Origin of the sequence: Bilifractor sp. LCP21S3_F8, assembly GCF_052117805.1 — a bacterium.
GTDB lineage: Bacteria > Bacillota > Clostridia > Lachnospirales > Lachnospiraceae > Bilifractor.
Window position 1 is genome coordinate 57,557 of sequence record NZ_JBQKIK010000016.1, and the last position, 15,237, is coordinate 72,793.

Annotated in this window: 14 protein-coding genes; 6 read left to right on the top strand and 8 right to left on the bottom strand. The window is 51.6% G+C overall.

Annotation, left to right across the window (positions count from 1 at the left end; translation table 11 throughout):
* Positions 1 to 10 precede the first annotated feature (10 nt).
* The 5 genes from mfd (at position 11) to ACTQ3A_RS08750 (ending at position 6,570) form a co-directional block, all read left to right on the top strand.
* Positions 11 to 3,529, top strand: coding sequence for a transcription-repair coupling factor (mfd, locus tag ACTQ3A_RS08730; RefSeq protein WP_441494628.1), 3,519 nt, complete (start codon positions 11 to 13; stop codon positions 3,527 to 3,529).
* The gene (locus ACTQ3A_RS08735) at positions 3,519 to 3,710 is read left to right on the top strand and encodes a hypothetical protein (protein WP_441495295.1); all 192 of its coding nucleotides are present in this window, start codon (positions 3,519 to 3,521) and stop codon (positions 3,708 to 3,710) included. The genes mfd and ACTQ3A_RS08735 overlap by 11 nt, the downstream gene beginning before the upstream one ends.
* 143 nt (positions 3,711 to 3,853) lie before the next feature.
* Positions 3,854 to 5,017 carry a hypothetical protein gene (locus ACTQ3A_RS08740; protein ID WP_441494629.1) on the top strand — a complete coding sequence of 388 codons (1,164 nt, stop codon included), beginning with the start codon at positions 3,854 to 3,856 and terminating at the stop codon, positions 5,015 to 5,017.
* 125 nt (positions 5,018 to 5,142) lie between these two features.
* Positions 5,143 to 5,985 (top strand): prolipoprotein diacylglyceryl transferase, encoded by an 843-nt coding sequence (gene lgt / locus ACTQ3A_RS08745; RefSeq protein ID WP_441494630.1) that lies wholly within the window; start codon positions 5,143 to 5,145, stop codon positions 5,983 to 5,985.
* Between the two features lie 183 nt (positions 5,986 to 6,168).
* Positions 6,169 to 6,570, top strand: coding sequence for a hypothetical protein (locus ACTQ3A_RS08750; RefSeq protein WP_441494631.1), 402 nt, complete (start codon positions 6,169 to 6,171; stop codon positions 6,568 to 6,570).
* Positions 6,571 to 6,608: 38 nt separating this feature from the next.
* Here ACTQ3A_RS08750 and ACTQ3A_RS08755 read toward each other — a convergent pair whose 3' ends face one another.
* The 7 genes from ACTQ3A_RS08755 to ACTQ3A_RS08785 all read right to left on the bottom strand — a co-directional run bounded on the left by ACTQ3A_RS08755 (position 6,609) and on the right by ACTQ3A_RS08785 (position 14,125).
* Positions 6,609 to 8,021 (bottom strand): ATP-binding protein, encoded by a 1,413-nt coding sequence (locus ACTQ3A_RS08755; protein WP_441494632.1) that lies wholly within the window; start codon positions 8,019 to 8,021, stop codon positions 6,609 to 6,611.
* Between the two features lie 285 nt (positions 8,022 to 8,306).
* The gene (locus ACTQ3A_RS08760; protein ID WP_441494633.1) at positions 8,307 to 8,945 is read right to left on the bottom strand and encodes an ABC transporter permease; all 639 of its coding nucleotides are present in this window, start codon (positions 8,943 to 8,945) and stop codon (positions 8,307 to 8,309) included.
* Entirely contained in the window at positions 8,942 to 9,619 is a 678-nt protein-coding gene (locus ACTQ3A_RS08765; protein ID WP_441494634.1) for an ABC transporter permease, read from the bottom strand. The genes ACTQ3A_RS08760 and ACTQ3A_RS08765 overlap by 4 nt, the downstream gene beginning before the upstream one ends.
* On the bottom strand, positions 9,616 to 10,383 hold the full coding sequence (locus ACTQ3A_RS08770; protein WP_441494635.1) for an ABC transporter ATP-binding protein: 768 nt from the start codon (positions 10,381 to 10,383) through the stop codon (positions 9,616 to 9,618). The genes ACTQ3A_RS08765 and ACTQ3A_RS08770 overlap by 4 nt, the downstream gene beginning before the upstream one ends.
* Before the next feature lie 183 nt (positions 10,384 to 10,566).
* Positions 10,567 to 11,592 carry a glycine betaine ABC transporter substrate-binding protein gene (locus ACTQ3A_RS08775; RefSeq protein WP_441101548.1) on the bottom strand — a complete coding sequence of 342 codons (1,026 nt, stop codon included), beginning with the start codon at positions 11,590 to 11,592 and terminating at the stop codon, positions 10,567 to 10,569.
* Positions 11,593 to 11,627: 35 nt separating this feature from the next.
* Entirely contained in the window at positions 11,628 to 12,935 is a 1,308-nt protein-coding gene (locus tag ACTQ3A_RS08780) for an O-acetylhomoserine aminocarboxypropyltransferase/cysteine synthase family protein (RefSeq protein WP_441101547.1), read from the bottom strand.
* A 119-nt stretch (positions 12,936 to 13,054) separates the two neighbouring features.
* Positions 13,055 to 14,125 (bottom strand): ATP-binding protein, encoded by a 1,071-nt coding sequence (locus tag ACTQ3A_RS08785; protein WP_441101546.1) that lies wholly within the window; start codon positions 14,123 to 14,125, stop codon positions 13,055 to 13,057.
* Between the two features lie 449 nt (positions 14,126 to 14,574).
* Here ACTQ3A_RS08785 and ACTQ3A_RS08790 point away from each other — a divergent pair, with 449 nt between their 5' ends.
* Positions 14,575 to 14,982: a C-GCAxxG-C-C family protein gene (locus ACTQ3A_RS08790; protein WP_441101545.1), complete on the top strand. Its 408-nt coding sequence runs from the start codon at positions 14,575 to 14,577 to the stop codon at positions 14,980 to 14,982.
* A gap of 20 nt (positions 14,983 to 15,002) precedes the next feature.
* On the opposite strand, the gene ACTQ3A_RS08795 is transcribed toward ACTQ3A_RS08790, so the two are convergent.
* A partial coding sequence (locus ACTQ3A_RS08795) for a hypothetical protein (RefSeq protein WP_441101544.1) occupies positions 15,003 to 15,237 on the bottom strand: 235 nt, incomplete at its 5' end.

The window sequence follows — 15,237 nt, forward strand, 5'->3', positions numbered from 1 at the left end:
GAAGAACAGTATGATTGAGGCATTGAAACAGCCGCTGGAGATGATGGCCGGTTTCGAGGATCTGAAGAAGAAGATTGGATCCGACGGCAAAGCAATTGAGATTTCCGGCTGTCTGGATTCTCAGAAGGCGCATATTGCCGCGGGGCTCGCCGAGGGAAGGCCGGGTGCTCTGCTGATTGCGGAGAATGAGCTGAAGGCAAGGGCGCTGTACGAGGATTTCAGACTCTTCAATCCGGATGTCATGTATTTTCCGAGAAGAGACCTGATTTTCTACCAGGCGGATGTATCGGGAAACCTGCTGACAAAACAGAGGATGCAGGTAATAAAAGCGCTGATTGAGCAGAAGAATGTCATGGTGATTACCTCGACAGGGGGATGCATGGACTATCTTCTGCCTCTTGACGTGCTCCGAAAAGCTGCCGTGACGATCCGGAGCGACAGTGAGATTGACATTCAGGAGCTGAGCCGCAGGCTTGCGGAGATGGGATACGAGAGAGTCGGACAGACGGAGGCGTCCGGGCAGTTCGCCGTCCGCGGAGATATCATCGATGTATTCCCTCTGACGGAAGAGGATCCGTGGCGGATTGAGCTCTGGGACAATCAGGTGGATTCGATCCGCAGCTTTGACGCGGAGACGCAGAGATCCATCGACAGCAATCTGGAGGAGATCACGATTTATCCGGCCATTGAGGAAATCGGACGGGACGATGACGCGCTTCGCGAGGAGAGCGTCGGAGGCGGTATATATGGATCTGGAACCGGCGCTGCGGAGATTCAGGCGGAAAGCGGCGAAGACGGTCAGCGGGCGGAGAAGGCGAGAGCATTTTACCGGAGACTGACGGATACCTTCATCGACTACTTCCCCGAGGGAAGCGTTTTTTTCCTGGATGAGCCAGCGAGACTGTTTGAGAACGCCGGGGCGATTGCCGGTGAGTATCAGGAGGCGATGAAGCACCGGATCGAGGAGGGGCGGATAACCAGTTTTGAGGCGAACCGCATGCTGACGGAAGAGCAGCTGGGCTATAATCTCAGCCGGAAGAGCTGTGTGGTTCTGTCTCTGATGGAACAGCATCATCTCCCTCTGGAGATCGGGGAGCGGGTCTCAGTGACTGTGCGGTCGGTCAGCTCCTACAACAACCAGTTTCCGATGCTGGTCAATGATCTGAAGAATTACCGGAAAAATCATTATCGGGCGGTGCTGCTGTCCGCTTCGAGGACGAGAGGAAAAAGACTTGCGGAGAATCTCGTAGAAGAAGGGCTTCCGGCTTTTTTCAGTGAGGATGCGGACCGTGAGATCTCCGCGGACGAGATCATGGTCACCAGGGGAAATATCGGCAAGGGATTTGAATATCCGCTGCAGAAGTTTGTGCTCATCACGGAGTCGGATATCTTTGGAGCAGAAAAACGCAGGAAGCGAAGAAAAAAAGCCGACAGCAGCGGCGCCGGGAAGATCCGGAGCTTTGCGGATCTCACCGTCGGAGATTATGTGGTGCACGAGAACCATGGTCTCGGCATTTACCGGGGGATCGAGAAGGTGGTTGTCGACCGTGTCGCGAAGGATTATATCAAGATCGAATATGCGGGCGGAAGCAATCTTTACGTGCTCGCCACGCAGCTGGACTCCCTGCAGAAGTATTCCGGAGGAGAAGCCGGAAGCGGAAGAAAAGCCAAAATTAATACGCTCGGAGGCAGGGAATGGTCAAAGACCAGGAGCAGGGTCCGGGGCGCGGTAAAAAATATCGCGAAGGAGCTGGTGGCTCTGTATGCCTCCCGTGAGAGAACGGAGGGGTATCAGTACGGACCGGACACGGAGTGGCAGAGAGAGTTTGAGGAGATGTTCCCGTTCGAAGAGACGGAGGATCAGCTTCAGGCAATCGAGGACACGAAGCGGGATATGGAGAGCAGCAAGGCCATGGACCGCCTGATCTGCGGCGATGTCGGTTACGGGAAGACCGAGATCGCGATCCGCGCCGCCTTCAAGGCTGTGCAGGAGAACAAGCAGGTCGTTCTCCTGTGTCCGACGACAATACTTGCGCAGCAGCATTTTAATACCTTTACCCAGCGAATGAAGGATTTTCCTGTCCGGATCGATATGCTGAGCCGTTTTCGGACATCTGCCCAGCAGAAGAAGACCATTGAGGCGGTTCGCAAGGGAATGGTGGACATTCTGATCGGAACCCACCGCGTGCTGTCGAAGGATATCACGTTCAAGGATCTCGGATTGCTGATCGTCGATGAGGAGCAGCGGTTCGGTGTGACCCATAAGGAAAAAATCAAGCAGATGAAGCGGAACGTGGATGTGCTTACCCTGACGGCAACGCCGATACCGAGGACGCTCCATATGAGCCTGATCGGCATCCGGGACATGAGTGTTCTGGAGGAGCCGCCGCTGGACCGCATGCCGATCCAGACCTACGTGATGGAATATGACGAGGAACTGGTGAGGGAGGCGATCAGCCGGGAACTTGCCAGAGACGGTCAGGTATTTTTTGTCTACAACCGCGTGAACGGGATCGCGGATATGGCGGTAAGGATTCAGGAACTGGTGCCGGATGCCTCTGTGGCCTATGCGCACGGGAAGATGAAGGAGAATGAGCTGGAAAAAATCATGTACCAGTTCATCAACGGCGATATTGACGTGCTGGTGTCCACGACGATCATTGAGACCGGAATGGATATCTCAAATGTCAACACACTGATCGTCTGCGACGCGGACCGGCTGGGACTTTCGCAGCTGTATCAGCTTCGCGGGAGGGTCGGAAGGTCAAACCGCAACGCCTATGCTTTTTTGATGTATCGCAGGAACAAGATGCTCAGGGAGGATGCGGAGAAGCGGCTTCACGCGATCCGTGAGTTCACGGAGCTCGGAAGCGGCGTGAAGATCGCCATGCGGGATCTGGAAATCCGCGGTGCCGGAAATCTTCTGGGAGCTGAGCAGTCCGGCCATATGGAGTCGGTCGGCTACGATCTGTACTGCAAAATGCTCAATGAGGCTGTCCGTGAGGCAAAGGGCGGAAGAGAAGAGGCGGAATTCGAGACGACGATTGATCTGTCCGTGGATGCCTTTATCCCTGAGAGCTACATCCCGGAGGAGGGACAGAAGCTGGATATCTATAAGAGAATCGCAGGGATCGAGACGCATGAGGAGGCGGATGAGATGATTAGCGAGCTTCTGGACCGTTACGGAGAACCGCCGGAGTCGGTCATGAATCTTGTCAGCGTGGCGCTCCTGAAGGCAGAGGCGCACAGGGCTTATATCTCCGAGATCAAGCAGACCAGAGATGAGGTCCGGATCACTCTTTACCCGCAGGCCGGGATCAATGCCGCGAAGATTCCGCGAATTCTGGAGCAAGAGCAGTTCCGGAACCGTCTCTTCTTCAAGGCGGGGGCGAAGCCTTACTTCTCTTATGTCCTGCGGAAGGCATCAGACAGACGCTTTGAGAGGATCCGGAAGGCGATGACTGCCTTTACAGAGGAACTGCAGAAGATCCGGCTCGATGCAGGGGACAGTGCGCAGAATGAGCATTAACGAATTCTGCAGAGAGGCTGCAGAAGGATTCGGCTCGATGCGGGAAAAGGTTCGCAGAATGAGCATTGATGAATTTTGCAGAGAAGCTGCAGAAGATCCGCTTCGATGCAGGGGGCTTCGATGCAGGGCGGTTGTGAAATGTGGAATTTCAAGTTGCCCTGCTTCGGCATTGAGTATATAATTTAAACATTGGTGCCGTGGAAGACGGGCACCGGAATAGTGTTACTTTTCACAGCAGGCATGAAAGGCAGGGGTTTAAAGCATTGCCTTATCTGTTGCGTGTGAAGGGTTCGATAAAGTATGGATGATTCGGAGGAATCGGTAATGAACAAGTTTAAGAAGGCATCTCTGTGCGGAGTTCTGGCGATGGCTATGATGGTCTCTGTATTTGCGGGATGCGGAAAAGTTGATGGCACAAAGACTGCCTTGGCAGTTGGAGACGAGAAGGTCAGCCTCGGTACGGCTGGATTTTTCCTGAGATACCAGCAGGCATCTACGACCTATATGCTGAAGCAGTACGGACTGTCTTCCGGTACGTTCTGGAGCAACCAGTATTCAGCGGCAACCAGTTCACAGGATGCCATGACGTATGGAGATAACCTCAAGAACTCCGTCAAGGACACAATCGTTCAGGATGTTCTGCTGCGCGCGCACGCTTCGGATTACAGCGTAACCATTCCGGACGAGCTGGCGACACAGATCGAGGACGCGGCGAAGACGACTTATGAGAAGAACCAGAAGAAGCTGGACAAGATGGGAGTTTCCCAGGATAACATCAAGGAGGTCCTGGAGCTTCAGACCTATCAGCAGCTGATGTTTGAGCCGATGACGGCAGACACGGATACAAACGTCACGGATGATGAGGCGAAGCAGTCGAGTATCACGTATGCGCGTATTGCGCTGACCAAGACGGACAGCAGCACCGGTACGACGACAGATGCCACGGATGATGAGAAGGCCACCTACAAGAAGGAGCTGGAAGAGCTTCTGACGCAGGTAAAGGACAGCGGCGATGTCGCGAATGCCGATATGAAGACGATGGCAAACAACCTGGACAGCACCAATATCGCGTGCACCACCTACTCCTACGGCGCGGACGACACGGTAATGCCGGATTCAGTCATTGACGCGGCGAACAGCCTTTCTGATGGAGAGATCTATGACGGAGTGATCGACACCGGGGATTATTACTACCTGGTGAGAATGGACAAGACCTTCGATAAAGATGCGACCGAGAGCAAGAAACAGGACATCGTATCGCAGAGAAAGCAGACCAATTATAACAAGAAGCTTCAGGAGTGGAAGGACGCCGTACAGGTCGTTGAGGAAAGCCCGTGGAAGAAACTTGAGGTGAATGACACCGATGCTTATACCGAGCTTGTAGCTTCCTCATCTGTATCGTCATCTTCCGCTGTATCAGGAAGTTCTGTAACATCATCCTCAGCGGCAACATCGGGCAGCTCAGTGGTATCTTCCTCCGGGCAATAAGTAACATCCGCTTACACAGGGTGTGAAGCAGGGGGCGAACGCCGCGGCAGACCGACGAAGCGGCATGCCTGTAGATTTGCGGCGCCGGGCAGCAGGCATATACGGAGAGAAAGGAACGGACAGAATTGTACAACGATTTATTCTCAATCGGACCGGTTACGGTACACACCTACGGTCTGATGATCGGGATCGGAATTATCTGCGCATATTTTCTCGCGGAACACAGAGCGAAGCAGAAGGGCATGACCGCCAGAGAGAGGGATAAAATCTTCGGGCTGGTCATTGCCTGTGTGGTTTTTGGCTTCCTGTGTTCAAAGATTTTGTACATCATAACGATTATTCCGGAACTTGTGTCCGGAACACTGACCCTGAGCGACGCGATTTCAAACGGCTGGGTGATCTTCGGAGGACTGCTGGGAGGACTTCTCGGCGGCATCCTCTACTGTAAGTGGCAGAAGCTGAATGTCTGGCTGTATTTTGATGTAGCCTTCCCGGCAGTTGCCCTTGCACAGGGCTTCGGACGGATCGGATGCTTTTTCGCGGGGTGTTGCTATGGCGTGGAGACCAATGGCCCGCTGTATCTGGAATTCACGCATTCGGATTACGCACCGAATGGCGTGCACCTGGTGCCGACCGAGCTGATCATGAGCGCGGGTGACTTTCTGCTTTTCGCTTTTCTGGTTTTGTATGACAAGAAGTGGAAGAAGAAAGAGGGAGAGCTTGCCGGATGGTATCTGACACTCTACAGCATCGGACGTTTCATCGTGGAGTTCTGGAGAGGTGATCTGATCCGCGGACAGGTCGGGCCACTGTCAACCTCTCAGTTCATCGGACTGTTTACGGTTGCGGCGGGAATCATCATTCTGCTCTATCTTCGCAGACACGATCCCGGAGCAGCCTTCCGGGCGAAGGCAAATGCAGCGGATGCAGAGGAAGAAAAAGCAAAGAAAGCGGAAAAGAATAATTGAAATCGAAGATCAGGGATTTTGATCCCTGGCTAAAACACAGCCGGTTGAGAGCCGGCTGTGTTTTTTCAACGTTACGTTATTTGTTCAGTAGTATCCGGTACGTTGTTTGTTCAGTTGTTTCCAGAGAACAGGTCCGGGAAATCGGGCGATTATTTTTCGTGAGAAGAGGAGGATGAAAGCAAGGTGGAAATAAAAGGAAAACGGTGGAGATGGATTCTTGTTATTGAGTTTGTCGTGTTTTTCTTTGGCTGGACAGCTATTCTGATGGCGGGGGCAGATTTCCCTCCGCCAAAAGGATTCTACCGTCTGGTCATTCTGATCGCTGTGCTGGAAATCATCCAGACACTGTATCTGAAATGGCTGGCGAAAAGACTGATAAAGGGGCGCACCTTTCTGCTGAACGAGCTGTTCTTCTGTGCGGCAGGCACAATCCTTGCCGTCATTTTCATTCTGTTCAACGGCGGATTCCGGAGCGAGTCGGGAATCTGGGTAGGAATCATCACGGCAGTAAGTGTGGGATACGGCACAATTTTCTGGAGTATTAACCGCCTTATCGCAGGAGTAATGGAAGATTACCTGCTGTAGGAGAGGGAAATCATCATTTGCCGTAATCTCAGAAAATGTTAAATTTGATAGAGATCGTCTATTGTGACTAATATAAATCGTTTATCTGCTGTTATACGGTCAGCTACACTTTTGGTGACACCATGTCTGGAAAAAATGCAGAAATAATTATTTTTTCGTTTAACACAATGAGAAGATGCTATCAGGTCATCCAATTCCTTGTTGTCAAATGGCTGATCTGTATATTTGCATTCACAAAACAGAGCATTTGCCTGATCTATGGCAAGGATGTCTATCTCCTCCTGCCTTTTTTCTACCGGGTTATTTCCCCACCATCGTCCGAGGTATTCCGCCTGAAAGGGCATGCGCCCAAGATAGAACTGATTCTTCAGGTATTCCGTGCAGATACCTTCGAATCTGTGTCCAATGAAGTGATTCATCTTATCTTTTGTGCACATTTTCTGAAAGAAAGCATCCGGGGAAATTAAGCCGTTTAACATATTGCGATAACGGTATATAAAGGAAAAGTAAAAGGCAAAGTAGTTGTCGCTAATCATGTATAAAGAATTTCGTCTGGTTTCCTTTTCTCCGCATGGCGTCTCCCTCTGTACAAATCCGAGATTAATAAGCGTATGCAGGTACTTCGATGTTTTTGCTGATTCTGACTGTATTTTTGTTGCTATTTCATTCAGTGTTGATGAGCCTGCCTGAATAGCCAGAAGGATATTCTGATAGAAGGTTATTTCCACAAGCTCCATTCGTAACAATGCTTCCGGTTCATTGTAGAGTACTCCGGTCGGGGAGAAACAGTGTTTGATAATATTGTCTTTTAAAGGCTTGGCGCTATCAAAAAGTTTCAAGTAGTAAGGGATGCCGCCAAGTATTGCATATGTTTTTAAGGCATCTTCTTCAGAATATGACGGAAAAAATGAACGGGCCTCCAGATATGTAAATGGTTTTAATTTTAATTCTGCCGTTTTCCGACCATATAAAGGCTTTCGGGAATCGCCAAATAAATTTTCTATTGTAGATACCTCAGATCCACAAAGAATTAAAAAGATATTCTTCTGTTTTAATATTCGATCGATTGCATTTTGAAGTTGTGAATCATAGCTTTTATCATTATTCAGAAGGTATGTAAATTCATCAATGATAATTACAAGACGCTCGGAAATGTCTCTGTCGCGGAGGAAGGAATATACCTGTTGCCAACTGGTAAGCGTATGAAGATATTCGCCAGCATGTAATACACGATCCAGTTCCTCGCAAAAATTATGTACATTTATCTGTTGCGATGATTTATCAGCGGTAAAAAATACAGTGTTTTCAGGATGCTTTTGAGCAAAATGAGTCAATATATAAGTCTTGCCTGTCCGTCTTCGTCCATGCATCAAAAGAAACTCAAATCGACGAGAGGAAAAAAGCGACTCTAATGTGTCTAATTCTGATTTACGGCCAATAAAGTCTTCCATTTAAATCTCCACTCCCTAAAAATAATTTGCCTGGAGATAGTCAACTCCAAAGTAACTAACTTCAGAGTAACTAACTCCAGAGTAACTAACTTCAGAGTTAATAACACGTAACTTCATTATATCATTCCGTGTATCATGACACAAGAGAAGGGTGAAACGTATTATTCAGGGAGGTTCGGTTTTGTTGGAGTAATCCGTAGCTTATACAGTTTGTGGCACGATTTATTATATGGGCGTTTATCAGACTTAATAGCTTAAAAAAACATATCCTCCAGAGTTTTTGTATCAGACATAGCGGTAGTGCAGCACGGCCCGCCGGATCAGGTCGAAGATCAGACCGGAGCCGAGGGAGAGAAGGGCTACGAGGAGTCCGCCGGTGAGAAGAATATCGGACCGGAAGAGTCCCAGGCCGGTGAAGATGATTTCTCCGAGTCCGCCGGCTCCGATCATCGCCGCAAGAGTAGCGCTCGCGATGACTTCCACGAGGCTGGTCCGGATCCCTGCGAGAATCATGGGGAGTGCCTGGGGAACGCGGACATGCCAGAATTGCTCCCGGGCGGTCATTCCGATTCCGGCGGCACATTCCAGCATGAAATCCGGGACACCGGAAAATCCTACGATGGTGTTCAGGAGAACCGGAGGAACCGCGAGGATCGTGAGCGCAGTAACGGCTGGACGGATACCGGTTCCCATGACAGGAATGAGGAGAAAAAGAAGCGCAAGGGAAGGCACGACGCGGAGGATCTGGAAGGGGGCGGAGATGATCTGCTCCTTTTTTACAGACTTCGAAGCCAGATATCCGAGGGGAATACCGATTGCAGCTGCGATGGCAAGGGACAGAAGACTCACGAGGAGATGCTGCCGGATCTGGAGCAGAATCTGAGGAGCGTTCTGCTGTATGTATAAGATCATTCCCTTAATCATTTCTGATCACTCCTTTCCCTTTCGATATTCTGGCTCCCGGATCCCCGCTGCGCCTGGAAATTCCCTGCTGTGCGTTTTTCCCCGAGCTTGAGAAGGGCATCCATTGCGACGGCCAGGCCTGCGGAGAGTACACTTCCCCAGAGAACCTTGACGACGTTCTGTGTGCGCATGCCGGAAAAAAGCAGGTCGCCGAGACCTCCGGCGTTGATGCAGGAGGCGATGGTGGCGATTCCGATCGTCGATACCATGGCGAGGCGGATGCCTGCGAAAATCGCGGGACGGGCCAGAGGAAGCTGAATGCGGCGCAGAATCTGGAGCTTTGTCATGCCGATTCCGCGGGCGGCTTCGCGAATTCCGGTGTCCACCTCGTCCAGGCCGGTCAGGAAGTTGCGCAGGAGCAGGTACTGGTTGTAGATGACAAGCACAGTCACTGCCGAGGGCATTCCGAGGCCGGTGAGCGGTATTAAGAGCGCAAACAGCGCCATGGAAGGGATGGAGTAGATCAGAGAAAAAATCTGTACCAGAAGTGAGCCGAGCTTTGGAATCTCCACGGAGAGCACCGTAAGGATTGCCGCGAGAAGCACGGAGATCGCGAGTGTGATGAGGACGATTTCCAGGTGTCTTGCGAGAGGGATCAGAATCTTATCCGGATTGGAAATAAGATAGCGTATCATTTCATCACATCCTTCCAGAAGTCTTCCTGCTCGCGCGCGGAGGAGATCAGAGTCTCTACAAAGGGGTCTGCGGGATGACGAACGATTTCCTGCGGTGTATCAAACTGCAGCAGCTTTCCCCGGTCCATGATCATAACGCGGTTTCCGAGACGGAAGGCCTCATTGATATCATGGGTGACCAGGAGAAAGGTGCGGCTCGTCTCCCGATGAATTCGTTTCAATTCATTCTGAAGATTAAGACGGGTAATGGCATCGATCGCTCCGAAGGGCTCATCGAGAAGCATGATCTTCGGGTTGGTTACCAGCGCTCTGGCGAGACCGATTCTTTGCTGCTGTCCTCCGGAAAGCTGGGAAGGATAGCGGTTCCGGTAGATTTCGGGATCGAGGTCGACCAGATTGAGAAGCTCCGTGACCCGGTCGTGAATTTTCGAGCGGTCCCATTTCTCAAGCTGAGGAATGATGCCGATGTTCTGTTCGATGGTCATGTGCGGGAAAAGACCAACCTGCTGGATGACATAGCCCATGCGGCGGCGCACCACGATTGGATTTACCGTAGAGATGTCTTCTCCAAAGAGAATGATTTTGCCTTCGCTCGGCTCGATCAGACGGTTGGTCATCTTGAGGAGGGTGGTCTTTCCGCAGCCGGAGGACCCCAGGATGGTGATAAACTCACCTTCCCGGATCTCGGCGGATACGTGATTTACGGACAGGACATCGGAGCACGGATATTTTTTTGATACATTCTGATATTGGATGGCTTTCATTTTCTTCCTCACAAATCTCAAATGGGGCAGTTGTGTGAAGCTGCCCAAGACAGACCAATGGAGCGGTGCGTGCACCAGTTATCGGTAAAACAATGGGACAGTTGTGTGCAACTGCTTGAGACAAACCGATGGAGCAGTTCGTGCAGCTGCTTCTGCTTCAGGCAGGCAAGTAGGCGTCCGGATTCAGGAAACGCTGCTTGAGGAACTGCCGGAAGCAGCTGCGGGGATGCTGTCTGCAATACTGTCGTAGTAGGATTTCGCGACGTCCTCATATTCCTTCTTGTCGATGTCCACCTCGGCGTTGAGCTTTGTGAGAACCTCAGTGGTGAGGGTCTTGTCGACGGCGTTCAAAGTGTCTGCAATCTCCGGATTAAGAGAGAGGGCATCGTTTCGTACGACAGGAGCCAGGTTGTAGGGTGGCCATGCCTGCTTGTCATCGTCCAGAAGAACGTATTTGTCGGTCTCGGAGAGTGCACCCTCTGTAGTGTAGGCCGGGGCTACATCGGCTTCGCCGCTTGCTACGACCTGATACTTCAGACTGTTATCGTATACCTTTGTGGATTTGAATTTGAATTCACCATATACGTCGTTTAATCTTGGAAGTCCGTCCTCTCGCTGGTCAAATTCTCCCTGTGATGCAAAATTCAGCTCGGAGGCATGCTTCTGAAGGTCGGAGATCGTTGTGATGCCGTACTTGTCGGAGGCTTCCTTGCTGATGAAAAGACCCTGGCCGTCGTTTCCCGGCGCGTAGTCAAGCCAGGTTACATCGAACCTGTCGGCATATTGCTTTTTTACCTCGTCATATACCTTCTGGGGATCGGTGATCGGATCCTCTTTCAGGATAGAAATCAGCCCGGTTCCGGTATACTCGGGGTAGAGGTCGATATCATCGCTGATCAGGCTGGTGTGAATCAGAGAGGATGAGATGTCGAAGGTCCGCTGCACCTTATAGCCGGCGTCTTCGAGCGCGAGTGCATAGATTTCAGCGACAACTTCATTTTCCGTGAAATCCTTGGAGCCGATGCGCACGGTTCCCTCTTTCGCCTTGCCGGACTTGACAGTGGCTGACGCTGAGTCAGAGGATACGGAAGAGGAGCCGGCGTCGGAGGAACTCTGGGTGGTGAATTGGCTGCTTCCGCAGCCGGTGAGTATCGTGATGCCTGCGGCCAGAGTGAGGAGAAGAGTGCGGGAGAGGATATTTTTTTTCATGGGATGCTCCTTTCATTGTGTGGAATTTTGCAAAGTTACAGATGCTGTGACTGATTCAGTGCCTGATCCATGTCCCGGATCAGGTCGTCAATGTCTTCAATGCCGACGGACAGCCGGAGAGAGTCTGGATAGACGCCTGCCTTTGCGTTTTCTTCCGGGGAATGCCCGAAATGCGTGGAGGACGCGGGGTGTACGATCAGCGATTTGGCATCGCCGACATTTGTCATGTAGTCGAAGATACGGACCGCCTTCAGGGTGCGGAGGGCAGCCTCCTGTCCTCCCTTTACCCGGATGGACATGATTGCTCCCGGCCCCTTTGGGAAATACTTTTCGGCAAGACTGTGGTAAGGGCTGGATTCCAGACCGGGATACAGGACCTCTGTGACTGCCGGATGATTCTCAAGAAAAGCCGCGAGCTTTCCGGCGTTTGACACGTGACGCTCCATGCGAAGGGAGAGAGTCTCCATGCCCTGCAGGACATAGAAGGCAGTCTGCGGGCTCATGTGCGCGCCGAGATCGGTGAGATATGTGATCCGGAGGCGCTTCGTAAACATCTCGCGCTTCAGGGTTTCTTCATCGATCCAGTCCTTAAAGTCATTGTAAAAGGTTTCAAACTCCGGGAAACGACCGTTCAGATAGTTGAACTTTCCGCTTTCCACCACGATTCCGGCGATATTTACACCGTGACCGGACAGATACTTGGTTGCCGAGTAGCAGACGATGTCTACGCCGTGCTCGAATGGCCGGAACAGATAAGGAGTCGCGAAGGTATTGTCAATGACAACCGGAATGCCGTAGGAATGAGCAAGTGCAGTGATGCGGTCCACGTCCAGTACATTCATTCCGGGATTTCCGAGAGCTTCGATATAGATGGCTTTGGTGCGGTCGTCTATATAGTTCCGGTAGGAATCGATGTCAGTCTCGTCTTCGATGAAGCGGCCCTCGATGCCGTATTGTGGCAGAGTCTTCTGAAGAAGGGTGGTGGTGCCGCCGTACAGAGTCGGAACAGAGACGATATTGTCACCCTGGTGCGCAAGGGTCAGGAAGGTGTCGGAGATGGCCGCCATGCCGGAGGCCAGGGAAACCGCAGCGCTTCCTCCCTCCAGAGAGGTCAGGCGTTTCTCAAGCACGCGGTTGGTGGGATTCGAAAAACGTACGTAGGAATCTCCTTCTTCTTCATATTTAAATAAGCGGAGGCAACGCTCGTAGCTGCCAAGCTCAAAGGCAGCGGTCTGATAGATGGGAACCGCCTTGGATAGAAAATGCTGTGAGGGGTCGTAGCCTGCGTGCAGCTGCCTTGTGGTAAAGCCAAGGGTGTCGTCATTAAAAGCCTCGTAACTCATTTCGTTTTCTCCTTCTGCAATATATTTATTCTGTCTTGGAGTTTAATTTGTATTGGAACTACTCAGAACCATTGCTTTTCAGCGGGCTTCATCTTTTGCGGACCCCATTTCTGCGGAATTCATGTTTCTGCGGGGCACTGGGGTGTGTGTGCCGGGGTTTTTCTGGGCACCAGATGCAGGGCGTCAGCCGGACAGGTGCTGGCACAGATGCCGCATCCGTTGCATTCGTCCATCCGGAAAGACAGGGAGGCATTCTTGCCGCGTCCCGTCATAGAGATGACATCGAATCGGCAGCGCTTGACGCATCGCCCGCATCCGATGCAGGGGTTTGCGTCATAGGATATGATGTGCGGCGCTTTCGGCCAGAAGCCGACGCTCCTGCGGTCGCGCTGTACCCGGAAGAGATAGCAGTCTGTCGCGTTGCAGTTGCAGATGCCGTGGTCGCTGATGGTGTGTACGAGCCCTGCTTTGTCAGCATCGCGGATGATCTGCTTCGCCTGCTCTTTGGTGATGCGGTCCGAGATTTTACGTGTGACGAAGCTGTTGTCTCCGTGAACAAAATTGATGCAGGTGTTGGTAGGATCCTCTGCCTGGCCTCCCAGGCATTTGCAGTCACAGCGGGCAAGGTAAAGGGGCCGTTCCTCCTGGTCAATGAAATCGAGCATCTCCTGCAGAGATATGATTTCGTCAGTGGTCGGTCTTACCCGTGGATCGGGATCCAGACTTTTCTCGTATTCATCGAAGTACCACTGATCCAGCTTTACCCGGAGATCTGCGGGAAGGGTGTGATAGCGGCGGGTTTCGTTGACGCTCAGGACATCCAGCATCCCGTAGAAGTTGTTCAGCGTGTAGTCATAATCCGGGTCTGCAGCGGCGTCCGGATCCTCCGGAGTATCGTCCCTGCGGACCCTGGCTAGAACGCCTCTCCGAAAGGCATCCGCCGCGTATCCGGGATCGAGAGAACGATAGGAAACCGGAGTTCCGTCAAAGGATAGAATAAACTTCCGATCCTCCTCTGTAAAAAAGAAGTCAATGAGGCGGACCCCAACCTCTGGCATCTGGAACTTTTCCCCGATTTCTTTCTCCTCCCGGGTGAGTGGAGCAGTATTGTATCCCTGATATTCCTCGTCTAAAATGTAAGGAACGGCAGCGGCGATATCGATATGATCCTGTGGTTTAATGTTCTGCATGGACGGTCATTCCTTCCTGAGTCACATACCAGATCTGTATTTCATATATATCTGATATGAAATATATGTTTATGTTGAAAAGACCTTATCACGTTTGCATACGCTTGTCAACGGATATTTAAAATTTCAAACAGCCTTCAAATCGTCTTCAAACATCCTGCCGCGGGCTGTGATATTGAGGAGAAGAGGAAATCATGATTTGCGCTGCCTGACTCTGCTTAAATTAAAAGAGCGTTCACTATATTTCGCCGAATCGGAATATTTATATGTTTCACAAGTCCGATGACGGCAATCGCGATCGGGTTTATCATGCTCCGCCACACTGGAATATTCATTTGCCGAAGCATTATTGTGTCGGGGAAAAGATGTTATAATATTGCTGCATATGTAAAACCGGGGAAATTCTGGGGAGCAGAAGCTGTGGAAGAAAGATTACGGAGGCAAAAGACATGGATGAAATATTGAAGAGAAGTCATGAACTCAGGGATGCTGCGGACCGGCACTATAACTGCGCACAGGCGGTTTTCATTCCGTTTGCGGAGAGAAAAGGACTGACGGCGGAGCAGGCAAACGCGATTGCGCAGAATTTCGGGTCGGGAATGCAGGCGGGGCTGACCTGTGGCGCAATCACCGGAGGACTGATGGCGCTGGGATTGTGCGGGGCCGGTGATTCCGGTATCGCTGTCGAGCTCATGCGGCGAATCGCGAGCAGACATGAAGGACGTACACAGTGCAGGGATCTGCTGGCGGCGGAAGTCCGGACGCCAGGGGAGAAGAAGCCGCACTGCGACGCGATGGTATATGAGGCGGTTGAAGCCGTTGAGGAAATGCTCCAGGAGCGTGGAATCAGTTTCTGAAATGATGCGCGAACGTGAGATCAGTGTCTGAGATGCTCCGTGAGCGTGAGATAACCTTCTGATTCCGGAAGAATGGAAGCATTGAAAAAAGAATCATTTATGGAAGCGGCGCAGAAGTTCTGCGCCGCTTTTGCAGTGCGCCTGGCGGCGCACGTTTCCAACGGGTTCAAGTCCCGAATCCGCCCGGTAGTGGGAAGGATATAGCCGAAGGCAAGGGTGTCCGCCGTGAGACGGAATCTGAAGGAAGCCGGATGT